Here is a 23,254-nt window from a genome sequence, read left to right on the forward strand (position 1 = left end):
GCTGGTGAATGGTACATATGACTGGGGTCGGAACGCGCTACCCGCACCATTGCGTGACGGCCGGTACGGGTGGCGCGAGGGATCCCGCCGTTGCACTGTGTCCAAGTCACGTCCGAAGTCGCGCGGAAGGAGTGGAATGCGGGTACGGCCGCTGACGCTGCTCACCGCCACCGCGGCGGTGACGTTGGTGGTCGCCGCCGGTTCCGAGGCGCTGGTTCAGGCCAAGGTGTACAGCCTGCCGGTCAACGCGCCCGTTCGGGTCATCCCGCAGCGGCCGGCACCCGCACCACCGCAGTCGGCGGCGCTGATGCTCGAGGCCGCCACACCGCCGCAGGAGCCCCAGCCGCCCCAGGCGCTGCCGTTCGCGGGGTCGGCCCCGCTGCAGGCCCGCGTCCAGCAGGCCACCGAGGAGGCCGCCGCGAGCGGCGCCGCGCTGTCGGTGGCCATTCTCGATCGCCGCACCCACCAGCTGGTTTCCAACGGCAACGGCCAGGTCGTGGGTACCGCGTCGGTGGCGAAGCTGTTCATCGCCGACGACCTGTTGCTGCACCAGGCCGAGGGCAAGGCCGCTTTGAGCGCCGAGGACCGCCAGGCGCTCGACATCATGCTGCAGTCCTCCGACGACGGCGCCGCCGAGCGGTTCTGGGGGCAGGGCGGCGGGTCCGCCATCATCTCCGAGGTGGCCGCCCGGTACGGCCTCGCGTCCACCACCCCGCCCAGCGACGGGCGCTGGTGGAACACGATGAGCTCGGTGACCGACCTGATCCGCTACTACGAGATGCTGCTGGACGGCTCCGGCGGCCTGCCCGCCGACCAGGCCCAGATCATCGTCAACGACCTGGCCCAGTCCACCCCCAACGGCCTCGACGGCTACCCGCAGCGGTTTGGCATCCCGGACGGCCTGTACGCCGAACCGGTCGCCGTCAAGCAGGGTTGGATGTGCTGCATCGGCAGCGACTGGATGCACCTGTCGACGGGCGTGATCGGGGCCGACCGCCGCTACATCATGGTGGTCCAGTCCCTGCAGGCCTCCGACGACGCCACCGCGCGGGACACCATCACCCGGGCGGTCAAGACGATCTTTCCCGAGGGCCGCATCGACGCGGTGGCGCGCGGCCTCTAGTCTTCCGGCTCAAGCCGACGGCCCGGCTCCTCCTCGGTCCACTTCGCGGACCGCATCGTCGCCGAGCTCAAGCAGCTCCGGGCGGCGTTCGCGGGTGCGCTGCAGCGAGATCTCCCGTCGCCACGCGGCGATCCGCGCATGATCACCGGAGAGCAGGACCTCGGGGACCTGCAACCCCCGCCAGCTCGGCGGCCGGGTATAGCTGGGGCCCTCCAGGCGGCGATCCAGCGCCGGCGAGTGCGAATCATCATGGCGCGACGCGGGATTGCCCAGGACGCCGTCGAGGAGCCGCAGCACGGCCTCGATCATCACGACGGCAGCCGACTCGCCGCCCGGCAACACGTAGTCGCCGATGGAGACCTCTTCCACCCGCATCCGCCGCCCGGCGTCCTCGATGACGCGCTGGTCGATGCCCTCGTAGCGGCCGCACGCGAACGCCAGGTGCTTCTCGGCGCTCCAGCGCGCGGCGGTGGCCTGCGTGAACAGGGCGCCGGCCGGCGTCGGGACCACCAAAAGCGTTTCGCCGGAGCAGATCTCGTCGAGGGCATCACCCCACACCGGCGCCTTCATCACCATCCCCGGGCCGCCGCCGTAGGGGGCGTCGTCGACCGAGCGGTGCACGTCGTGCGTCCACCGCCGCAGGTCGTGTACCGCCAAATCGACGAGCCCGGACTGAATCGCCTTGCCCGGCAACGATTGCCGCAGCGGGTCCAGGTAGGCGGGAAAGATCGTGACGACGTCGATTCTCATCTTTCAAGGCCCTACAGATCCAGGAGGCCTTCGGGCGGATCGATCTCGATGGTGCCGTCGTCCAGCGACACCGACGTCACGATCGCGGTCACGAACGGCACCAACGCCTCCCCGGATTCGCGCCGCACCGCCAATAACTCCCCCGCGGCGGTGTGCAGGACCTCGGCGACGACACCGACGTCGTGTCCCGTGATCGTCCGCACGTGCAGGCCTTCGAGTTCATGATCGTAGTAGGTGTCGGCCTCGTCGATCGGCGGCAAATCGTCGGAATCGACGACGAACAGGGTGCCGCGCAGCGCGTCGGCGGCGTCGCGGTCGGTGATGCCGGCCAGCCGCACCAGCAGCCGCCCGCCGTGTTCACGCGCGCTCTCGACGACGAAATCCCGCTCCCCACCACCGCGAGAAGCCTTGCCGCGCAACGTATTACCCGGCGCGAACCGGGCGTCCGGGTCGTCGGTGCGGATTTCGACGACGATTTCGCCGCCGATCCCGTGCGCTTTGACGACGCGCCCGACGGTCAGTTCCACCGGGGTTCTCTACTGGTCGGTGTCCACCACGTCGACGCGGATGCCGCGACCGCCGATACCGGCGACCAGCGTGCGCAGCGCGGTCGCCGTGCGACCGCCGCGGCCGATCACCTTGCCCAAGTCGTCGGGATGGACGTGGACCTCGACCGTCCGCCCCCGGCGGCTGGTCACCATGTCCACCCGGACGTCGTCGGGGTTGTCAACGATCCCGCGAACCAGGTGCTCAACAGCGTCAACGACAACCGTACTCATCGCCGCGATCAGCTCTCGGTGGTCGACTCGGCCTGCTCGCCGCCCTCGGCGGGCGCCTCGGCCGGCTTCGTCTCGGCGGTCTGCGCGGCGCCCTCGGACTCGGCCTTGGACTCGCCCTCGGCGGCCTTCGCGGTCTTCTTCGCCGGGGACTTCTTCTTCGGCTTCGCGGCCTCGGTGGTCGGTCCGCCCTCGGCCTCGGCCAGCGCGGCGTTGAACAGCTCCAGCTTGCTGGGCTTGGCGGGCTTGACCTTCAGGCGGCCCTCGGCGCCGGGCAGACCCTTGAACTTCTGCCAGTCGCCGGTGATCTGCAGCAGCTTGCGGACGGGCTCGGTGGGCTGGGCGCCCACGGACAGCCAGTACTGGGCGCGCTCGGAGTCGATCTCGATGAGGCTCGGCTCTTCCTTCGGGTGATACCGGCCGATGACCTCGATGGAGCGACCGTCGCGCCGGGTCCGCGCGTCGGCGACGGCGATGCGGTACTGGGGATTGCGGATCTTGCCAAGCCGGGTGAGCTTGATCTTGACAGCCATGGTTGAGCGACTTCTCCTGTGTGTGTCACGCTGCAATTCAGCGATCGGGGCGGGAATGCCCGGATCCGGTTTTGCCTCGCGTTTCTGACCGGCCGGCGATGCGTGATCGCTCGGCGGACAGCCGCCTATTGTGCCAGACCAGGGGCGGCGATCAGAAATCGTGGCGATCGCACGCGCGGCCCGGCCGGGCGCGGCGGGTGGCCACCATCCGGTCGAGCCTCACATCACCTTCTGGAAGACCTTGGTCTCCGCGCGCCGGGTCATCCGCCAGCCCTCGGGGGTGCGCGCGAACTCGTCGTCGTACCAGAGGCCGCAGAACAGCACCTGCTCGTTATCGCCACCGAGCACCATCGGGTTGAAGCAGATCACCCGCGACGACGCCGTGTCCCCGTCGATGCGCACCGAGAAATTGCCGAGCATGTGGGCATACACCGGGAAGTTGGGCAGCACCTCGGCCAGCCACTTCTTGACCTCGGGATAGTGCCCCTCGATGCCGCCCAGCGCCGTGTAGTCGATGTAGGCGTCCGGGGTGAACACCCGGTCCAGGTCGTCGAAGCGGCGATTGTCGATGGCGGTGGAGTAATCCACCAGAAGCTGCTGGATCTCAAGGCGGTCGGATATCTCGGCCAGGCTCAACATGCATCGGACAGTAGACGAAAATCCGCGCCGACAAGGGCCGGAAGTTAGACTCTCGGCCCATGCGGAAGCTCGTGGGCTCGGTGTCCGGGATGGCCGCGGCGCTGCTCGCCGTCGTCGCGTTCGGTGCCCCTGTCCCCCTCTCGCGCGCCGACAGCAGCCAACCGATCGGCTCGATCCCCATCCCCGACGGCCCGGCGCAGACGTGGATCATCGCCGATCTGGACAGCGGTCAGGTGCTCGCCGGCCGCGACCAGAACGTGGCCCACCCGCCGGCGAGCACGATCAAGACGCTGCTGGCCCAGGTGGTCCTGGATTCGGTGAACCTGGATTCCACCGTCGTCGCCGATGTCGCCGACACCCAGGTCGAATGCAACTGCGTCGGCATCAAACCGGGCCGCACCTACACCGCGCGCCAGCTTCTCGACGGCCTGCTGCTGGTCTCGGGCAACGACGCCGCCAACACGTTGGCCCACATGCTGGGCGGCCCCGACGTCACCGTCGCCAAGATGAACGCGAAGGCGGCCTCGCTGGGCGCCACCAACACGCACGCGGCGACGCCGTCCGGCCTCGACGGCCCCGGTGGGTCGGGCTCGTCGACGGCGCACGACCTGGCCGTGATCTTCCGCGCGGCGATGGCCAATCCGGTGTTCGCGCAGATCACCGCCGAGCCGTCGGCGATGTTCCCCGGCGATAACGGCGACCGGCTCATCACCAACCAGGACGAACTGCTGCAGCGCTACCCCGGCGCGATCGGCGGCAAGACAGGGTTCACCAACGCCGCCCGCAAGACCTTCGTCGGCGCCGCCGCGCGCGGCGGCCGCCGGCTGGTGATCGCCATGATGTACGGGTTGGTGAAAGAGGGCGGGCCGTCGTATTGGGATCAGGCGGCGACGTTGTTCGACTGGGGATTCGCGCAAAGCCCGCAGGCCGGCATCGGCTCGCTGTAGTACCGCTCGCCCGAGCGCCGCGAGCAGACACAAAAGCACCCAATTTCCCGGCGTGTCGCGTGCTTTCGCGTCTGCTCGCGCAGCTCAATCCGGCAGCGCGGCGGTCAGCAGCGCCATCAGCACCGGGATCCGCTGGGCCGCGATGTCCGGTTGCGGCAGCACGCCTTCCACCACGGCGGCGCCGTCGAACACGTTGGTCATCAGCGCCACGAACACCGGGAAGGTGTCCTCGGGGAAGCGTTCGGCGCCCGGGAGCGCCCGGGCGGCGTCGTGGATCTTCGCCGCATACTGCCCGAGCTCGTGTTGCAAAGTCTCCCTGAGCTTTTCGTCGGTGCGGGCGGCCACCAGCAGTTCATAGATGACGGCGTTGGCCGGACCGCTGGTGATGTCACGCAGGATCCCCAGGGCCGCCTCCAGGGCCGGCCGGTCGGCGGGTATCTCGGCGACCCCCTTGGTGAACGACTCCAGCTGACGGCGCAGCACCTCCGACGCCGTCGCCGCCATGAAGTCGCCCATGGTGTCGAAGTGCCGGAACAGCGCGCCCACCGACACCCCGGCCCGCTTGGTGATCACCGCGGCCGACGCCCGGGCGTAGCCGACCTCGATGATGGTGGCGATGCAGGCGTCAATGAGCCGTCCGACGGTTTCCTCGCGGCGCTGTTGCTGGGTTCTGGCCATGTCACGCGCTCTGGGCCAGGGCGCCCTGTGGTCGGCGGGCGCGCTCGCCGGCCCGCAGGTAGCGGCCCGACGTCACGGTTTGCCCGTAGCCGTCGCGGAATCGGCCCCCGCCGAACACGACGACGCCGCCCACGCCGGTCGCGACGACGGCCTGGTCGTTGCGGTTGACCATGCGGCGCAGGCCGCCGTAGAACGGCACCGCTTCCTCGTGGTAGCGGTCGACGGATTCGTCGAGACCGGCCGGGTCGATGACCACGAAGTCCGCGCGGTCGCCGACCCTGAGCGTGCCGGCGTCGATGCCGAACCACTCGGCCAGTTCGCCGGTGAGCCGGTGCACCGCCTGCTGTATCGACAGGAAGGGCGCCCCGGCCCGGTGCGCGTCCTGGGTGCGCTTGAGCATGCGCAGTGCAAAGTTGTAGAACGCCATGTTGCGCAGGTGCGCGCCGGCGTCGGAGAAACCCATGTGGATGCTGGGGTCGGCGGCGAGCTTGTCGAGCTGCTTGGGCCGGTGGTTGGCCACGATGGTGGTCCACCGGACGTTGCGCTCGCCGTTTTCGACGAGCACGTCGAGGAACGCGTCCAGTGGGTGCAGGCCACGCTCGTCGGCGATCGCACCGAAACTCTTGCCGATCAACGACGCATCGGGGCATTCGACGATGACCGCGTCGTGAAAGTCGCGGTGCCACAGCGACGGCCCGAGCTTGATGCGGTCGAACTCGCGGCGGAACCGACGACGATAGGCCTCGTCGGCCAGAAGTTCGTTGCGCTGCAACTGATCCCGCAGGTGCAGCGCTGCGGTGCCCGCCCCGAACTCCTCGAACACCGGCAGATCGATTCCGTCGGAATACAATTCGAACGGCACCGGCAGGTGCTGGAACCGCACGGCCGAGCGCAGCAGGGTGTTGAGCACCCGGGTGCCGAGCCCGAACGTGTGCACGGCGAGCGGCATCGACTTGGCGTCCGCGGAGACCAGCATGCTCATCCGGACTCCCTTGCCGCGCCCGAAGATTCGGCTGCTGGTCAAGAAGAACATCAGCGACAGGATCGGGTTCTGAAGATTCGGTGCGCTCTGCAGGATCCGGCCGCGCTTGCGCAGGACTTTGATGAGTTTGCGCCGTTCCCGCCAGGTCGCGAAGGTGGACGGCAGCGCGCGGGACCGGAAACGTTCGCCGTCGAGTTTGTCGATGGCCGCGTCCATCCCGGACATGCCGAGCAGCCCGGCGTCCAGCGCCTCGTCGAGCAGCGCCGCCATCTTTTTCAGCTCGTCGTCGGTGGGCCGAATCGTCGGGTCGGTGGCCCGTTCCAGTCCGAGCACCGCGGTGCGCAGGTCCGAATGACCAAGCAGCGAACCGACATTGGGGCCCAGCGGCAGGGCGTCGATCGCCTTGACGTATTCCGCCGCCGTCGACCACGTCCGGCCCGAACTCAGCGCGCCGAAGACGTATTCGCGCGGAACCGCCTCCACTCGGCTGAACAGATCGGCGGCGTCCTCGGAATCGGCATAGACGGTCGACAACGAGCAGTTGCCCAGCAGCACGGTGGTGACACCGTGGCGCACCGACTCGCGCAGGCCGGGGTCCAGCAGCACTTCGGCGTCGTAGTGGGTGTGCACGTCGAGGAAGCCGGGCACGACCCATTTGCCGGCCGCCTCGATCACCTCGGGGCAACCGGTCTCGTCCAGCGCCTCGGCCGAGACGGCGACCACGACACCGTCGCGGATGCCCAGTGTGCGGGTGAGCGGCGCGGCGCCGGTGCCGTCGAACCACAATCCGTCGCGAATGATCACGTCGTAGGCCATGGCGTCCTTCCGGTCATCGTTGCCGAACGCTAACATAGATAGCAAGCACTCGCAATCTTTCTTCGGCGCAGCGTGGCGGTGCCCGGAAGCGCTGGTTAGTCTGCGTCACCGAGCGGCCGCGGCGACCGCGACGCGCCGGCTACGCCGGTGAACGGAAGATCTTGCCGCGCAACATGATCAGATCGGGATTGTTCAGCACGGCGGGCCCCGACCGCGGGTCGCGGGCGAAGCACAGCAGGTCCGCCGAGGCGCCGTGGTCGAGGCCGGGGCGGCCGAGCCAGCGGCGCGCGTCCCAGCAGGCCGCCCCCAGCGCCTGCGTCGGGCTCATGCCGATGCCCTTGAGCGCTTCGACCTCGTCGGCGATGCGACCGTGCGCGACCATGGTGCCGGCGTCACTTCCGGCATATATCTGCACGCCGGCTTCCCGCGCCGCGGCGATACGCGACGGGCCGCGCGCGTGCAGGTCGCGCATGTGGGCGGCGTAGGCCGGATACTTCGCGGCGGCCTCGGCGATGCCGGGGAAATTCTCGAGGACGTTGACCAGCGTGGGAACCAGCACGGTGCCGCGGGAGGCCATCAGCTCGATGGTGTCGTCGTCCAGGCCGGTGCCGTGTTCGATGCAGTCAATGCCGGCGTTGATCAGGCCGGGCAGCGCGTCCTCGCTGAAGACGTGCGCGGTGACCCGGGCGCCGTGGGCGTGGGCGGCCTCGATCGCGGCCGCCAGGACGTCGTCGGACCACAGTGGCGCGAGGTCGCCGGCGCCGCGGTCGATCCAGTCGCCGACGAGCTTGATCCAGCCGTCGCCGCGGCGCGCCTCCTCGGCGACCGCGTCCGGCAGCTGCCACTCGTCCTCCAGTTCGCGCGAGAACCCCGCCGCGTAGCGCTTGGGTCTGGCCAGATGCCTGCCGGCGCGGATGATGCGGGGCATGTCGTCGCGGTCGTCGAGGCTGCGCGTGTCGGTGGGCGATCCGCAGTCCCGCAACAACAACGCCCCGACGTCGCGTTCCGTCTCGGCCTGGGCGATCGCCTCGTCGAGCGGGATCTCGCCGTGATGGCCCAGGCCGACGTGGCAGTGGGCGTCCACCAGCCCGGGCACGATCCATCCGCCGTCGAAGACGGTGTCGGCGCCGGCGACCGGTTCGGTGCTGATGCGGCCGTCGACGATCCACAGTTGGATCTCGGTCTCGTCGGGCAGTCCCACGCCCCGCACGTGCAGCCGCACGGCGGCTAGTTTCTTCCGGTCACGACTTGCCCGGGAACTTCAGCTTGGACAGATCGAAGTCGGCCAGCCCGGGCGGCAGCTCGTTGAGACCCTCGGGCATCTGCGACAGGTCGGGGAACCCGGCCGGCATCCCGGCGGCCAGGGGGTTTCTCGCCTTGGGTGGCGTCGGGCCCCGCCCCCCCTTCTTCCCCTTCTTGCCCGCCTTGCCCTTGGCGCCCTTGGCCTTTCGCGTCGCGGACTTGCGGCCCATCCCCGGGATGCCCATGCCGCCGAGCATGGACGACATCATCTTGCGGGCCTCGAAGAAGCGGTCGACCAGCTGGTTGACCTCCGACACCGAGACGCCCGAACCGTTGGCGATGCGCAGCCGCCGCGAGGCGTTGATGATCTTCGGATCGGCGCGCTCGGCGGGCGTCATGCCGCGGATGATGGCCTGCAGGCGGTCGAGTTGGCGGTCGTCGACCTGGGCCAGCGCGTCCTTCATCTGCCCGGCCCCGGGCAGCATGCCCAGCAGGTTGCCGATCGGGCCCATCTTGCGGATGGCGAGCATCTGTTCCAGGAAGTCCTCGAGCGTGAGCTCGCCGGTGCCGATCTTGACCGCGGCGGCCTCGGCCTGTTCGGCGTCGAAGACCTGCTCGGCCTGCTCGATCAGGCTCAACACGTCGCCCATGCCCAGGATGCGGCTGGACATCCGGTCGGGATGGAAGACGTCGAAGTCCTCCAGCTTTTCGCCGGTGGAGGCGAAAAGGATTGGGACACCGGTCACTTCGCGGACCGAGAGCGCCGCGCCACCGCGGGCGTCGCCGTCGAGCTTGGTGAGCACCACCCCGGTGAAGCCGACGCCCTCGCGGAACGCCTCGGCGGTGGTGACGGCGTCCTGACCGATCATCGCGTCCAGGACGAACAGGACCTCGTCGGGATTGATGGCGTCGCGGATGGCCGCGGCCTGCGCCATCAGTTCGTCGTCGATGCCCAGCCGGCCGGCGGTGTCGACGATGACGACGTCGAAGTGCTTGGCGTTGGCCTCGGCGATCCCCGCCGCGGCGACCGCGACCGGGTCGCCGGGTCCGGACCCCGGGGATTCGCCCGGGTGCGGCGCGAACACCGGCACCCCGGCCCGCTCGCCGACCACCTGCAGCTGGTTGACCGCGGCCGGGCGCTGCAAGTCGCACGCCACCAGCAGCGGCGTGTGGCCCTGCCCGCGCAGCCAGGCCGCTAGCTTGCCGGCCAGCGACGTCTTACCGGAACCCTGCAGGCCGGCGAGCATCACCACGGTCGGCGGCGTCTTCGCGAACGCCAGCTGGCGGGTCTGTCCGCCCAGGATGCCGATGAGTTCCTCGTTGACGATCTTGACGACCTGCTGCGCCGGGTTGAGGGCACCCGACACCTCGGCGCCCTTGGCGCGGTCCTTAATCCGGGTGACGAAGGCGCGCACGACGGGCAACGACACGTCGGCTTCCAGCAGCGCCAGCCGGATCTCGCGGGTGGTGGCCTCGATATCGGCGTCGGTCAGTCGACCCTTGCCGCGTAGCCCCGCGAGGGCGCCGGTCAATCGGTCGGACAGCGATTCAAACACCCCGCCAGCCTAGTGGAGCACGTTGGGGCGGACTCGGCGCCGCCCGTCGACGCGACACTGCAACGACGCACACGACACGCCGGTAACGGTGTACGTCGTTTCAGTCTCGCGGGGACGGCGAACGGGTTTGAATGGTCGAATGCTCGAGCTGATCGACAAAGGGTCCTGCACTGCCGAGCACCCGGTGCCCCTGCTCTTCGTCCACGGCGGGTGGCACGGCGCGTGGTGCTGGGAACACTTCCAGGACTTCTTCGCCGGCGCCGGCTACCGCACAGTCGCGGTGAGCCTGCGCGGGCACGGCACCAGCCCCACCGCGAAGCCGTTGCGCAAGGTGTCCATCGCCGACTACATCGAGGACGTCCGCACGGTCGCCGACGACCTCGGTGGCGCGCCGATCCTGATCGGGCACTCCCTGGGCGGGTTCGTGATCCAGCGCTACCTCGAAGAGCGCAGCGCCCCGGCCGCGGTGCTGGTGGGCTCGGTGCCGCCGCAGGGCGTGCTCAAAATGGCGTTGCGCGTCTGGCGCCGCCGGCCGTCGATGACCATGGAAGCCTGGAACGATCCCACGCTGCTGAAATTTTTGGCCACCCCGGCGCTGGCCCGCGAGTACCTCTTCTGTGCCGACACACCCGAGGACATCGTCGAGGCCTGCCGGCAACAGGCCGGGGCCGAGAGCGTGCGCGCCGCCATGACCGATCCGATGGTCCGCCGCGTCCGGACCCGGCGGGTGACGACGCCGATCCTGGTCCTGGGCGCCGAGGACGACGGCTTCGTCAGCCCCGGCGATGTGCGCGCCACCGCGCGGGCCTACGGCACCGAGCCGGAATTCTTTTCCATGGGCCACAACATGATGCTCGAGCCGGGCTGGGCCGACGTCGCCGAACGCATCCGCGACTGGCTGCAGACCCACGAAGCGGTGACCCACGCACGATAGCGAGTCGAGTCGCTCCAACATCGAAAAGCGTTGGCGTGCTAGATTTCACAGCCGCCACTCAACCGAGCTGGCCGTGTCGAACAGCAACGATTGGGGGGCCTGTGTCGATGCCGGCCAGCAGCATCCAAGCGCGGACCGACACCGACCACGGCGACGACAGCGGCACCGCCGTGCTGCGCGGCTGGCAGCGCAGGGCGCTCGTCAAATATCTCGCCGGCCAGCCGCGCGACTTCCTGGCGGTGGCCACCCCCGGGTCCGGCAAGACGACGTTCGCGCTGCGGGTGGCGGCCGAACTCCTCGGCCAGCGCGCGGTCGAGCAGGTCACCGTCGTGGTGCCCACCGAGCACCTCAAGGTGCAGTGGGCGCAGGCCGCGGCGCGGCACGGCATCGCCCTGGACCCGAGATTCTCCAACGCCAACCCGCGGATCGCGCCGGAGTATCACGGCGTCATGGTCACCTACGCGCAGGTCGCCGCGCATCCCACGCTGCACCGGGTCCGCACCGAGCAGCGCAAGACACTGGTCGTCTTCGACGAGATCCATCACGGCGGGGACGCCAAGACCTGGGGCGACGCCATCCGCGAGGCGTTCGACGACGCCACCCGCCGGCTCGCACTGACGGGCACGCCCTTCCGCAGCGACGACAGCCCCATCCCGTTCGTGACCTACGAGGCCGGTCCCGACGGGATACGGCGGTCGCAGGCCGATCACACCTACGGCTACACCGACGCCCTGGCCGACGGCGTGGTCCGGCCCGTGGTCTTCCTCGCCTACTCCGGGGAGGCCCGGTGGCGCGACAGCGCCGGCGAGGAGCACGCCGCCCGACTGGGTGAGCCGCTGTCCGCCGAGCAGACCGCGCGGGCGTGGCGCACGGCGCTGGATCCCGCCGGCGAGTGGATGCCCGCGGTGATCACCGCCGCGGACCTGCGGCTGCGCCAGCTGCGCACGCACGTGCCCGACGCCGGCGGCATGATCATCGCCTCCGATCAGACCGCGGCCCGCGCCTATGCCACCCTGCTGACGAAGCTGACCGGCGAGGCGCCGACGCTGGTGCTCTCCGACGACCCCGGCTCGTCGGCGCGCATCAGCGAGTTCGCGGCGAGCACCAGCCGCTGGCTCGTCGCGGTGCGCATGGTCTCCGAGGGCGTCGACGTGCCGCGGCTGTCGGTCGGGATCTACGCCACCAGCGCCTCGACCCCGCTGTTCTTCGCCCAGGCCATCGGCCGGTTCGTGCGGTCGCGGCGCCCGGGCGAGATCGCCAGCATCTTCGTGCCGTCGGTGCCCAACCTGCTGCAGCTGGCCAGCGAGCTGGAGGCGCAGCGCAACCACGTGCTCGGCGAGCCGCACCGGGAATCCGAGGGCGATCCCCTCGACGGCGATCCCGCAACCAAGACGCAGGACGAGAAGAGCGACCTCGACAAGGGGTTCACCTCGCTGGGCGCCGACGCGGAGCTCGATCAGCTCATCTTCGACGGATCATCGTTCGGCACCGCCGCGCCGGCGGGCAGCGACGAGGAGGCCGACTACCTCGGCATCCCGGGCCTGCTCGACGCCGAGCAGATGCGTGCGCTGCTGCACCAGCGCCAGGACGAACAGCTGCAGCGGCGGGCCCGGCTGCACCAGGAGACCGGATCGCCGGGTGCCGTCGAAACCCCGTCGGCCACGGTGCACGGCCAGCTTCGCGAGCTGCGCCGCGAGCTCAACGCGCTCGTCTCGATCGCCCATCACCGGACGGGCAAGCCGCACGGCTGGATCCACAACGAATTGCGGCGCCGCTGCGGCGGCCCCCCGATCGCCGCCGCGAGCCGCGAACAGCTGCGGGCGCGCATCGACGCCGTCCGCCGGCTCAACGCCGAGACGTCGTGAGCCGGTACGGCATGGCCCACCACGGTTGTGCATGTGCCAAATTGGGGCCAGAGTGGAATCTATGACCGAACAGAAAGTGATCGAGCAGTGGCTCGAGGGCTGTGCGGTTCAGCGGATCATGTTCCGCGACGGTCTGGTGCTGAATTTCGAGGACTACAACGAGCTGGTGATCACGGCACCGATGCGTCTGACCCTGCCGGCCATCGAAACCTCACCCGCCGAAGTGATCGCCATCGACCCGAACCACCCGGCGGGTCAACTGCGTCCGCTCTTCGATTTCGCCGGATCGAGCTGCACGAGTGCCGTCTGGTCCGACACCGGAGATCTCCATCTCGAGTTCTCCGACTATCACCAGATCGACGTGCCGTCCAACGACAACGCCATCGCGTGGGAGCTCTACAGCAAGCACCACGGTTATGCTGCCTGCCTCGCGCACGGCGAATTGCGCGTCGTTCGCCTCGATACGGCTCGGGCCGACGGCGACCGGTGAGCTAGCACGCGCCGAGGTGTTTCATGCGTCGCGTGGACTACGTCATCCACTACGTGGAGTCGCTCACGAGGTCGGTGACGTTCTACCGCGACGTGATCGGGCTGCAGGTACGGATCGAAGGCGACGGCTACGTCGAGTTCGAGACGGCCAACACCAAGTTCTCGCTTTTCGAGCGGTCGAAGCTGCCGGAGCTCATCGGCCGCGAGGGCGGCAACCCGCCGTGCGGCGAGATCGGTTTCCTGGTTGACGACGTGGACAGCGAGGCGGAACGGTTGCGGCACCTCGGTGCCGAGATCCTCACCGGACCGGTGGACCGGCCCTGGCGTGAAAGGACGCTCCACATCGCCGACCCGGACGGCCACGTCATCGAATTCGCCCAGAAGTTGCGGTGATCGCCGGCGTCATCGGGGTTAGTCGCCGACGGGTTCCTCGAGCACCTCGACCGCCGGCCCGCCGAGCGCGGCGAGCAGGCTCTGCTCGACCGCGTCCCGCCCGGCTTGCCCGCCGGAGGCGGCCGTCACGCAAAAGACGTCGGCCGCCGTCGACCCGAACGTGTTGACCTTGGCCCAGACGATGTCGGTTCCGGCCCGCTCCAGCGCCCGGGTCAGCATCGCGAGCAGCCCCAGGCGATCCATGGCGCGGACCTCGACGATCAGCTGGCCGGCGGTGCCCGTATCGACCCACAGGATGCGCGGCGGGGCGGTCGAGCGCGTCACCGGCACCCCGACCTGAACCTCACCGGCCCGCGTGGACGCCGCGCCGGCGGCGTCGCTATCGCGTTTCTCCAGCGTGCCCAGCACGTCGACGTCACCTGCGAGCGCGCCGGTGAACTGCTGGCGCAGCAGGCCCGCCTCCGGCGGCGAACCGAACAGCGGCGACACCACGAATTCGACGACCGCGAAACCCGCGTCGGTGCTGGCCGACGCCGAATGGATGCGCAGCGAGTTCAGCGCCAGCACCGCCGCGGCCTTGGACACGAGCCCCCGCTGATCCGGGGCGGCCATCACCACGTCCAGCCGCTCACCGCCACTGGGCTTGATCTCCACGTGGACCGCGCGTTGAGCGGCCAACGAAAGATATTGGGGTGCAGTCGGTTCGGCCTCCGGAAGCGGCTCCCCCGCCATCACCAGCCGGCAGCGCCGAACCAACTCCTCGATCAGGGACGCCTTCCATTCGCTCCACACCCCCGGCCCGGTGGCCTTGGAGTCGGCTTCGGTGAGCGCATGCAGCACTTCGAGCAGCAGCGGATCGCCGCCGAGCGACTTCGACACGCGCTCAATGGTTTTGGGGTCGTTCAGGTCGCTGCGGGTCGCCACGACCGGCAGCAGCAGGTGGTGGCGGACCAGCTGCGCGAGCGTCTCGGAGTCGGCGGGCGAGATCCCCAGTCGCGGCCCGATATCCAGGGCCAGGCCCGCGCCGAGCACGCTGTGGTCGACGCCGCGGCCCTTGCCGATGTCGTGCAGCAGCGCGCCGAGCGCGAGCAGGTCGGGCCGCGCCACGCGCGTCGCCAGCGGCGCGGCGTTGACGGCCGTCTCGATGACGTGCCGGTCCACCGTCCATTTGTGCGCGACGTCGCGCGGCGGCAGGTCGCGGATCGCGTCCCATTCGGGCAGCAGCCGGCCCCACAGCCCGGTGCGGTCGAGCGCCTCGATGGTGGCCACGGTCGTCGGGCCGGCGGACAGCACAACCAGTAAGTCGTCCAACGCTTCCCGCGGCCAGGGCACCGGCATCTCGGGCGCGCCGGCGGCCAGGCGGCTCAGCGTGGCGGCGCCGATCGGCAACCCGGTGTCGGCGGACGCGGCGGCCACCCGCAGCACCAAGCCCACGTCGGTGTCGGGTCGCGCGTCGCGGGCGAGCACGATCTCTCCGCCGTATTCGACGACGCCCTCGTCGAGGGGGCGGCGCTTGGGCCGGCGCACCAACGCCGAGACGCCGCGGCGCGGCAGGGCGTTCTCGGCGGTGCGCAGCCCCGTCTCGGCGTGGTAGGCGATGGTGCGCCCGGCGTCGGATAGCTTGCGGGCCAAGTCGAATCGGTCACCGATGTGCAGCGCGGCGCTGAGTTCGTCGCCGTATTGGGCCAGCAGCTGATCGCGTCCGCGCCCGGACACGCGGTGCAGCTCGGTGCGCACGTCGAGCAGCGTCAGGTGGGCGTCGTCCAGCGAGCCGCCCGGCGACTCCGGGCGGGCCATGCCGTGGCGGTCGATGAGCTGGGCCACGCCGAGCGCGTCGAGCAACTGCACATCGCGCAGGGCGCCACGGCCCGATTTCAGGTCCGGTTCGGCCCGCTGCGCGATCCGCCCGCAGCGCTCCCAGCGGGCCTGCGTCATCGCGACGAGCTCGTCCATCCGGGAGCGAATTGCGCTGCGCCACTGGCGTCGCGCGCCCGCGATCAGTTCCTCGGACAGCCGCGCGTCGCCGGCGATGTGGCGTGCGTCCAGCATGCCCAGGGCCGCGATCATGTCGGCATTGGCCACACCCAGGGCGCCGGACACGGTCCGCACGCTGTGGTCGAGGCGAACGTTGGCGTCCCACAACGGATACCACAACCCGTCGGCGACCTTGCCCAGCACGTCGTCGGACTTGTTGTCGTGCAACAGCATCAGGTCCAGGTCGGAATATGGCAGCAGCTCGTGGCGGCCCAACCCGCCGATGCCGACGATCGCGAAGCCGCTGTCGTCGTCGATCCCGATCTCGGCGGCCTTGGCCATCAACCATGATTCGTGCAGATCCAGCCAGGCGTGCCGCAGTTCGGCGGCGTGTAGCTTGCTGCCCTCGGACAGCAGTTGGCGCCGCGAGGCGGCCAAATCGACTGCCCCGCCGGCGCTTCCTGTCCCCGCTTGGTGCCCGGGCGGATCGGAGCCGTTCGGGGTCATGCCCTCGCGGCCCGCCCGGGGCGAATCAGCAATTGACGGAATGCGTCATAGCGCATCGGTTCCGCGCTCGCCGGTGCGCACGCGCACAATGGTTTCCACGGGACTGACCCACACTTTGCCGTCGCCGATCTTGCCGGTGCGCGCCGCCCGGACGATGCTGTCCACGACCTTGTCGACGATGGAGTCGTCGACGACGACCTCGATCCGCACCTTGGGCACGAAGTCGACGGAGTATTCGGCACCGCGGTAGACCTCGGTGTGCCCCTTCTGCCGCCCGTAGCCCTGGATTTCGCTGACCGTCATCCCCAGGACGCCCGCGTCCTCGAGACTGGTCTTCACGTCATCGAGCGTGAACGGCTTCACGATCGCGGTGATCAGCTTCATGACTGCTCTGCCTCCACTTTGTCGCCCACTCGGTCCTCCTTCACGCCGTTGCGGGTGTCCGCGACAGCGACCCGGGGCGGGAGCACCGAGCCGGTAGCCACCGCGAAATCGTAACCACTCTCGGCGTGCTCGGCCTCGTCGATACCCGTGGCTTCCGCTTCCGGGTTGAGGCGAAGCCCGATGGTGTACTTCAGGATCAAAGCCAGAATCAGCGTAACCACACCGGAGTAGGCGAGGACGCTGAACGCGCCGATCGCCTGCCGCTCGAGCTGAGCCCAGCCGCCGCCGTAGAACAATCCCTTCGACACCCCGACCACGCCGTTGATCGCCGGGCTTTCCGGGGCGGCGAGCAGGCCCACCAGCAGCGTGCCGGCCAGGCCGCCGACAAGGTGCACCCCGACCACGTCGAGCGAGTCGTCGAAGCCGAGTTTGAATTTCAGGCCGACGGCCAGCGCGCACAGCACCCCGGCGACCAGGCCCACGACCAGCGCGCCCAGGACGTTGACCGACGAGCAGGACGGGGTGATGGCGACCAGGCCCGCGACGATGCCCGACGCGGCCCCCAGCGTCGTCGCCTTGCCGTCGCGGATGCGTTCGGTCAGCATCCAGCCCAGCATCGCGGTGGCCGTCGCGACCGTGGTGGTGACGAACGTCGTCCCGGCGACGCCGTTGGAGCTGGTGGCCGACCCGGCGTTGAACCCGTACCAGCCGAACCACAGCAACCCGGCGCCGAGCATCACGAACGGCAGGTTGTGCGGGCGGAACAACGTGGTGGGCCAGCCGCGCCGCTTCCCCAGCACGATGGCCAGCATCAGGCCCGCCACACCGGAGTTGATGTGGACGGCGGTCCCGCCGGCGAAGTCGATCGCGTGCAGCTTGTTGGCGATCCAGCCGCCGTGCTCGGAGGCGAAGCCGTCGAACGCGAAAACCCAGTGGGCGACCGGGAAGTAGACGAACGTCGCCCACAGGCCGGCGAACACCAGCCAGGCGCCGAATTTCAGGCGGTCGGACACCGCGCCGGAGATCAGCGCGACGGTGATGATCGCGAACATCAGCTGGAACGCCACGAACACCGTGGCGGGCAGGGTGCCGGCGAGCGGAATGTCCGTTGCCGCAGTGCCTTTGCTGGGGTCGGCGGCCACCGCGTTGACGCCGATGAGGCCCTTGAGGCCCCAATAGGACGTCGGCTTGCCCATGAAGTTGCCGACGTCGTCGCCGAAGGCGACCGAATAGCCGTAGAGCACCCACAGCACGGTGACCACGCCCATCGCGCTGATGCTCATCATGAGCATGTTCAGCACGCTTCGGGCGCGCACCATACCGCCGTAGAAGAACGCCAGACCCGGCGTCATCAACAGCACCAGCGCGGAACTGGCCAGCATCCAGGCGGTATCGCCGGTGTTGGGCTGGCCCAGCATCGGGTATGTCACTCGCAATCTCCTCCGGTCGGGCCGCAATGGGACGTCGGACATGCGTCCGATGACCTGCGAGAAGATTGCGCAATGGTTGTTTCGGCGATGGTGCCGTCGTGTTTCGGCGGGATTAACGTCCCGCGCGCCGCTGCGGTGGTGTCAGCCGAGCAGCGCGTCGACGAACGCGGCCGGTTCGAATGGCGCGAGGTCGTCGGGGCCCTCACCGAGCCCGACCAGCTTGACCGGCACGCCGAGCTCCTGCTGGACCCTAAAGACGATGCCGCCCTTGGCCGTTCCGTCCAGCTTGGTCAGGACGGCCCCGGTGATCTCGACGACCTCGGCGAACACCCGGGCCTGGGCCAGGCCGTTCTGCCCGATGGTGGCGTCGAGCACCAGCAGCACCTCGTCGACCGCGGCGCGCCGGGTCACCACGCGCTTGACCTTGTCGAGTTCGTCCATCAGCCCGACCTTGGTGTGCAACCGGCCCGCGGTGTCGATGAGCACGACGTCGACGCCGGCGGCGATGCCCTTGTCGACGGCGTCGAACGCCACCGACGCCGGGTCGGCGCCTTCGGCCCCGCGCACCACCTCGGCGCCCACCCGCGACGCCCAGGTCTGCAGCTGATCGGCGGCCGCGGCCCGGAAGGTGTCGGCGGCGCCCAGGACGACGCGCCGCCCGTCGGCGACCAGGACGCGGGCCAGCTTGCCGACCGTGGTGGTCTTCCCGGTGCCGTTCACGCCGACGACCAGCAGCACCGAGGGATGGTCGGCGTGCGGCAGCGCCCGGATCGACCGGTCCATGCCGGGCTGCAGCTCCTTGATCAGCACGTCGCGCAGCACGGCCTTCGCGTCGGCCTCGGTGCGCACGTCGCTGCCGGCCAGCCGGGCGCGCAACTGGGCGATGACCGATTCGGCGACGACGGGGCCCAGGTCGGCGACGAGCAGCGTGTCCTCGACGTCCTGCCAGGCGTCTTCGTCGAGGTCGCCGCCGCCGATCAGGCCCAGCATGCTGCGGCCGAACGCGGTTTGCGAACGGGCCAGCCGGCCGCGCAGCCGTTCCAGGCGGCCCTCGGGCGGCGCGATCTCCTCGATCTCGGGGGCGGCCGGCGTTTCGGGCGCCGGGGTCTCGGGTTCGGGCGGCGCGGCGGGGATCGGTGGCGGCGTGACGGTCTCCGGTTCGGGGAGGTCGACGTCGGAGATGGTGCGCCGCGGCGCGTCGCGCGGGATGGTGGCGTCGTCGCCCACCCCGGGCAGCCCGGTGGTGTCGAGCCGCTCGGGCGGCGCCACGGTCGGTGTCTGGCTGAAGGTGATCCCGGACGACGCGGTGTATCCGCCGGAGCGGTCGATCGCCCCGGGTTCGGCGCGCGTCGAGAAGCTGATCCGCCGCCGGCGGTACCGCAGCAGGCCCAAGACCAGCGCGACCAGGACGACGAGAACTATCAGGACCGCGAGCGCGATCCAAAGACCTTGGGACACGCTGACATTGTTTCAAGCGGTCCGGTGCCGGTCGGTCACCGGGGCGTGCCCCGGCCCGCCGATCAGGTCGTGACCAACTGCTCCACCTGCTGGCCGCGCATCCGCTGGGAGATCACCGCGGTGATGCCGTCGCCCTGCATGGTCACGCCGTAGAGCGCGTCGGCGACCTCCATCGTCGGCTTCTGGTGGGTGATGATGATGAGCTGCGAGCGCGCCCGCAGCAGCTCGAACAGCGAGATCAGGCGCCGCAGGTTGGTGTCGTCGAGGGCGGCCTCCACCTCGTCCATGATGTAGAACGGCGACGGGCGCGCCCGGAAGATCGCGACCAGCATCGCCACCGCCGTGAGCGCCTTCTCGCCACCAGAGAGCAGCGAGAGCCGGGTGACCTTCTTGCCCGGCGGACGGGCCTCCACCTCGATGCCGGTGGTCAGCATGTCGCCCGGATCGGTCAGCCGCAGCCGGCCCTCGCCGCCGGGGAACAGCACGGTGAAGACCTCGGTGAATTCGCGCTCCACGTCGGCGTAGGCCTCGCTGAACACCTGCAGGATGCGGGCGTCGACCTCGTCGACCACCCCGAGCAGGTCCTTGCGGGCGGCCTTCACGTCCTCGAGCTGGGTGGACAGGAAGTTGTAGCGCTCCTCGAGCGCGGCGAACTCCTCCAGCGCCAGCGGGTTGACCCTGCCCAGTTCGGCCAGTTCGCGCTCGGCTCGCTTGGCCCGACGCTCCTGGGTGGCGCGGTCGTAGGGAATGGGGGCCGGCGCGAAGACCTGCTCGCCGCGCTCCTTGGCCTGCTCGTATTCGGCCATTTCCAGGTCGGTCGGCGGCAGCTCGTTCTGCGGGCCGTACTCGGCGATCAAATCCTCGGGCGCCATGCCGAACTGCTCGAGCACCATCTGCTCGAGCTGCTCGATCCGCAGCGCCGCCTGGGCGTTGGCCACCTCGTCGCGGTGCAGCGAGTCGGTCAGGGCGGCCACCCGGGCGCCCAGCGCGTTCACCTCGTCGCGCACCGCCGCCATCGCCGTCGCGCGCTGCTGGCGTTCGGCGGCCAGGGCGTCGCGGATCTTGGACGCCGAGTCGACGACCCCGTTCAACCGCTGCGCCAGCAGCCGGCCGGAGTCGGCCACCGCGGCGGCCACCGCGGCCGCCCGCAGCCGCGCCTCACGTGCTTGCTGGGCCCGCACCCGGGCTTCGCGTTCGGCGGCGGCCGCGCGGCGCAACGAATCCGCCCGCCCGCGCACAGCGTTCGCGCGCTCCTCGGCGGTGCGCACCGCGAGCCGGGCCTCCACTTCGACGCTGCGCGCGTTCTCGGTGGCGGCGGCGATCTGCTGGCGGTCCACCGGTTCCTCCGCCGGCGCCTGCTGGGTCTCCTGCGCGTTGCGCAGCCGGGTTTCCAGTTCGGTGACTTCGGCGACGGTCTGCGTCCGGCCCGCTTCGAGCTCCTCGCGTTGCCGCAGCAGCCTGCTCCACTCGTCCTCGGACGTGCGGGCTTCCTGGCCGAGCCGGCCGAGCTGTTCGTACATTCCCGAGATGGCGCTGTCGGATTCGTTGAGGGCGGCCAGCGCCTGCTCGGCGGAGTCCTGGCGGGCGGCCTGCTCGGTCAGCGCGCCGGACAGCGCCGCGCTCAGCTGGGCCACCTGGGCCTCCGCGGCGGTCAACTCGGCGCCGGCCTTGTCGATCTCGGAGGTCACCTCGAGCGTGGACAGCTTGCGATCGGAGCCCCCACTCACCCAGCCGGCGCCCACCAGGTCGCCGTCGAGGGTGACCGCGCGCAACCGGGGATGCTCCGCGACCAGGGCGAGCGCCCGGTCCAGGTCGTCGACCACCGCGACGCCCGAGAGCATCGCCGTGATCGCGCCGCGCAGCCGCTCGGGAGCGTCGATCAGGTCGAGCGCCCACAGCGCGCCCGCCGGGGCGGGCTGCGGGGCGGGGCGATCGGCGGGCCAGTCTCCGAGCACCAGCGCGGCCCGGCCGCCGTCGGCCTGTTTGAGCGCGGCGACCGCGGACCGGGCCGCGCCGAAGCTCTCGGCGGCCAGCGCGTCGGCCGCCGATCCCAGCACCGCGGCCAGCGCCGCCTCGTAGCCGGAGCGGACCTTGACCAGCTTGGCCATCGGACCCAAAAGCCCTGTGCCGGAATGGTTTTGGGTAAGCCAGGCGGCGCCGTCCTTGCGTTCGAGGCCGACGGCGAGCGCGTCGATGCGGGCGCGCAGCGAGGCCACCTGGCGTTCGGCGTCCCGCTCGGCGGACTGCAGTTCGGCGACCCTCGCGTCAGCCAACCGCAGCGCGGCCACGGTGCGCTCGTGGTGCTCGTCGAGTCCCATCTCGCCCTGGTCGAGTTCCCCGACGCGACCCTGCACGGTTTCGAATTCGGCCTTGGCCTGCTGGGCGCGGGCGGCGGCGGCTTCGATGCGTTCGGACAGCCGCGCGACGCTGTCGTCGATCGACTCGACGCGTGCCCGCATCGTCTCCACCTGACCGGCCAGCCGCGCCAGCCCTTCGCGCCGATCCGCCTCGGCGCGCACCGCCGCCATGTGCGCCCGGTCGGCCTCGGCGGCCTCGCGCTCGCGCTCGGCCAACTCGGCGCGCGCGCCGTCGAGCCGGGTGCGCGCCGCGGCCAACTCCGCCAGCAGCCGCTGCTCGGCGATCGCGACCTGCTCCGCCTCGGCTTCCAAAGCGTCGGGGTCGGTGTCGCCGGCCGCCACCGGCTCCACGTCGAGGTGCTGGGCCCGCTCGCTGGCGATGCGCACCGTGGCGGCCACCCGTTCGGCCAGCGCGGACAGCGCGAACCAGGTGTGCTGCACCGATTCGGCGCGTCCGGAGAGCTCGCCGACGGCGGTTTCGTGCGCCGTGAGCTCCTCGGACGCGACGGCCAGCCGCGCGGAGGCCTCGTCGTGCTCGCGCCGCATGGCGGCCTCGGCCTCGAAGATGGCCTCGCGCTCGCCCTTGCGGTTGACCAGGTCGTCGGCGGCCAGCCGCAGCCGCGCATCACGCAGGTCGGCCTGGATCGTCTGGGCGCGGCGGGCCACCTCGGCCTGGCGGCCCAACGGTTTGAGCTGGCGGCGCAGCTCGGTGGTCAGGTCGGTGAGCCGGGCCAGGTTCGCCGACATCGCGTCGAGCTTGCGCAGGGCCTTCTCCTTGCGCTTGCGGTGCTTGAGCACGCCGGCGGCTTCTTCGATGAACGCGCGGCGGTCTTCGGGCCGCGATTGCAGGATCTCGTCGAGCTTGCCCTGCCCGACGATGACGTGCATCTCCCGGCCGATCCCGGAGTCGCTCAGCAGTTCCTGAACATCCATCAAACGGCAACTGCTGCCGTTGATTTCGTATTCGCTGGCGCCGTCGCGGAACATCCGCCGGGTGATCGAGACCTCTGAGTACTCGATGGGCAGCGCGTTGTCGGAGTTGTCGATGGTCACGGTGACCTCGGCGCGGCCCAGCGGGGCGCGCGACGAGGTCCCGGCGAAGATGACGTCCTCCATCTTCCCGCCGCGCAGCGTCTTGGCGCCCTGCTCGCCCATGACCCAGGCCAGCGCGTCGACGACGTTGGACTTGCCCGAACCGTTGGGACCGACCACCGCGGTGATGCCCGGCTCGAAACGCAGAGTCGTCGGCGAGGCAAAGGACTTGAAGCCCTTCAGCGTCAGACTCTTGAGGTACACGGCGAGCCAGACTACCGCTCAAACCATCCCGGGCAGGCTCACCGAGGGGTGTCGGCCGGCCCGAAATCTGCCCGCGGCGTCGCGGCGCGACGCACTGGTCACAGTGGTCACATCAGCCACGAGAA

20 protein-coding genes are annotated in these 23,254 nt (G+C 70.2%); 6 read left to right on the plus strand and 14 right to left on the minus strand.

All coding sequences use genetic code 11. From position 1 onward, the window contains the following. The first annotated feature begins 136 nt into the window (after window positions 1–136). Window positions 137–1,123: a serine hydrolase gene (locus K883_RS01360; RefSeq protein ID WP_036453475.1), complete on the plus strand. Its 987-nt coding sequence runs from the start codon at window positions 137–139 to the stop codon at window positions 1,121–1,123. 9 nt (window positions 1,124–1,132) lie between these two features. Here K883_RS01360 and trmD read toward each other — a convergent pair whose 3' ends face one another. From trmD to K883_RS01385, 5 genes are all read right to left on the minus strand, one after another. Next, on the minus strand, window positions 1,133–1,873 hold the full coding sequence (gene trmD, locus K883_RS01365; protein ID WP_036453477.1) for a tRNA (guanosine(37)-N1)-methyltransferase TrmD: 741 nt from the start codon (window positions 1,871–1,873) through the stop codon (window positions 1,133–1,135). Window positions 1,874–1,884: 11 nt separating this feature from the next. Next, entirely contained in the window at window positions 1,885–2,400 is a 516-nt protein-coding gene (rimM, locus tag K883_RS01370; protein ID WP_008258891.1) for a ribosome maturation factor RimM, read from the minus strand. 9 nt (window positions 2,401–2,409) lie between these two features. Next, window positions 2,410–2,652, minus strand: a complete 243-nt coding sequence (locus tag K883_RS01375; protein WP_003878715.1) for an RNA-binding protein — start codon at window positions 2,650–2,652, stop codon at window positions 2,410–2,412. Window positions 2,653–2,660: 8 nt separating this feature from the next. After that, window positions 2,661–3,182, minus strand: a complete 522-nt coding sequence (gene rpsP / locus K883_RS01380) for a 30S ribosomal protein S16 (protein ID WP_008258899.1) — start codon at window positions 3,180–3,182, stop codon at window positions 2,661–2,663. Between the two features lie 219 nt (window positions 3,183–3,401). Further along, the gene (locus K883_RS01385) at window positions 3,402–3,821 is read right to left on the minus strand and encodes a nuclear transport factor 2 family protein (protein WP_008258903.1); all 420 of its coding nucleotides are present in this window, start codon (window positions 3,819–3,821) and stop codon (window positions 3,402–3,404) included. Window positions 3,822–3,880: 59 nt separating this feature from the next. Here K883_RS01385 and K883_RS01390 point away from each other — a divergent pair, with 59 nt between their 5' ends. Continuing rightward, entirely contained in the window at window positions 3,881–4,768 is an 888-nt protein-coding gene (locus tag K883_RS01390; protein ID WP_008258904.1) for a D-alanyl-D-alanine carboxypeptidase family protein, read from the plus strand. Between the two features lie 84 nt (window positions 4,769–4,852). Here the strand turns inward: K883_RS01390 and K883_RS01395 are convergent, their stop codons facing one another. From K883_RS01395 to ffh, 4 genes are all read right to left on the minus strand, one after another. Then, window positions 4,853–5,446 (minus strand): TetR/AcrR family transcriptional regulator, encoded by a 594-nt coding sequence (locus K883_RS01395; RefSeq protein ID WP_008258905.1) that lies wholly within the window; start codon window positions 5,444–5,446, stop codon window positions 4,853–4,855. A 1-nt stretch (window position 5,447) separates the two neighbouring features. After that, window positions 5,448–7,280 carry an N-acyl-D-amino-acid deacylase family protein gene (locus K883_RS01400; RefSeq protein ID WP_008258907.1) on the minus strand — a complete coding sequence of 611 codons (1,833 nt, stop codon included), beginning with the start codon at window positions 7,278–7,280 and terminating at the stop codon, window positions 5,448–5,450. A gap of 103 nt (window positions 7,281–7,383) precedes the next feature. Beyond that, on the minus strand, window positions 7,384–8,466 hold the full coding sequence (locus K883_RS01405; protein ID WP_008258908.1) for an amidohydrolase family protein: 1,083 nt from the start codon (window positions 8,464–8,466) through the stop codon (window positions 7,384–7,386). Between the two features lie 19 nt (window positions 8,467–8,485). After that, window positions 8,486–10,042, minus strand: coding sequence for a signal recognition particle protein (gene ffh, locus K883_RS01410; RefSeq protein WP_008258909.1), 1,557 nt, complete (start codon window positions 10,040–10,042; stop codon window positions 8,486–8,488). Between the two features lie 139 nt (window positions 10,043–10,181). Between ffh and K883_RS01415 the strand changes: the two genes are divergently transcribed. The 4 genes from K883_RS01415 to K883_RS01430 all read left to right on the plus strand — a co-directional run bounded on the left by K883_RS01415 (window position 10,182) and on the right by K883_RS01430 (window position 13,723). Beyond that, on the plus strand, window positions 10,182–10,976 hold the full coding sequence (locus tag K883_RS01415) for an alpha/beta hydrolase (RefSeq protein WP_008258911.1): 795 nt from the start codon (window positions 10,182–10,184) through the stop codon (window positions 10,974–10,976). Window positions 10,977–11,077: 101 nt separating this feature from the next. Next, window positions 11,078–12,841 carry a DEAD/DEAH box helicase gene (locus K883_RS01420; RefSeq protein WP_008258913.1) on the plus strand — a complete coding sequence of 588 codons (1,764 nt, stop codon included), beginning with the start codon at window positions 11,078–11,080 and terminating at the stop codon, window positions 12,839–12,841. Window positions 12,842–12,902: 61 nt separating this feature from the next. Beyond that, on the plus strand, window positions 12,903–13,331 hold the full coding sequence (locus K883_RS01425; protein WP_008258924.1) for a DUF6188 family protein: 429 nt from the start codon (window positions 12,903–12,905) through the stop codon (window positions 13,329–13,331). A 23-nt stretch (window positions 13,332–13,354) separates the two neighbouring features. Beyond that, on the plus strand, window positions 13,355–13,723 hold the full coding sequence (locus tag K883_RS01430; protein WP_036429395.1) for a VOC family protein: 369 nt from the start codon (window positions 13,355–13,357) through the stop codon (window positions 13,721–13,723). Between the two features lie 18 nt (window positions 13,724–13,741). Here K883_RS01430 and K883_RS01435 read toward each other — a convergent pair whose 3' ends face one another. From K883_RS01435 to smc, 5 genes are all read right to left on the minus strand, one after another. Continuing rightward, window positions 13,742–16,204, minus strand: coding sequence for a [protein-PII] uridylyltransferase (locus K883_RS01435; protein ID WP_081614499.1), 2,463 nt, complete (start codon window positions 16,202–16,204; stop codon window positions 13,742–13,744). A 45-nt stretch (window positions 16,205–16,249) separates the two neighbouring features. Then, complete coding sequence (gene glnB, locus K883_RS01440; RefSeq protein WP_003878721.1) at window positions 16,250–16,588, minus strand: nitrogen regulatory protein P-II; 339 nt, start codon at window positions 16,586–16,588, stop codon at window positions 16,250–16,252. Next, window positions 16,585–18,006, minus strand: a complete 1,422-nt coding sequence (locus tag K883_RS01445; protein WP_008258928.1) for an ammonium transporter — start codon at window positions 18,004–18,006, stop codon at window positions 16,585–16,587. Before K883_RS01445 ends, glnB begins: the two co-directional genes overlap by 4 nt. 153 nt (window positions 18,007–18,159) lie before the next feature. After that, window positions 18,160–19,476, minus strand: a complete 1,317-nt coding sequence (ftsY, locus tag K883_RS01450; RefSeq protein ID WP_036453480.1) for a signal recognition particle-docking protein FtsY — start codon at window positions 19,474–19,476, stop codon at window positions 18,160–18,162. 62 nt (window positions 19,477–19,538) lie between these two features. After that, entirely contained in the window at window positions 19,539–23,129 is a 3,591-nt protein-coding gene (gene smc, locus K883_RS01455) for a chromosome segregation protein SMC (protein ID WP_036453483.1), read from the minus strand. Window positions 23,130–23,254 lie beyond the last annotated feature (125 nt).

This window comes from Mycobacterium sp. TKK-01-0059 (assembly GCF_000709305.1).
In the GTDB taxonomy this organism is placed as follows: Bacteria; Actinomycetota; Actinomycetes; order Mycobacteriales; family Mycobacteriaceae; genus Mycobacterium; species Mycobacterium intracellulare.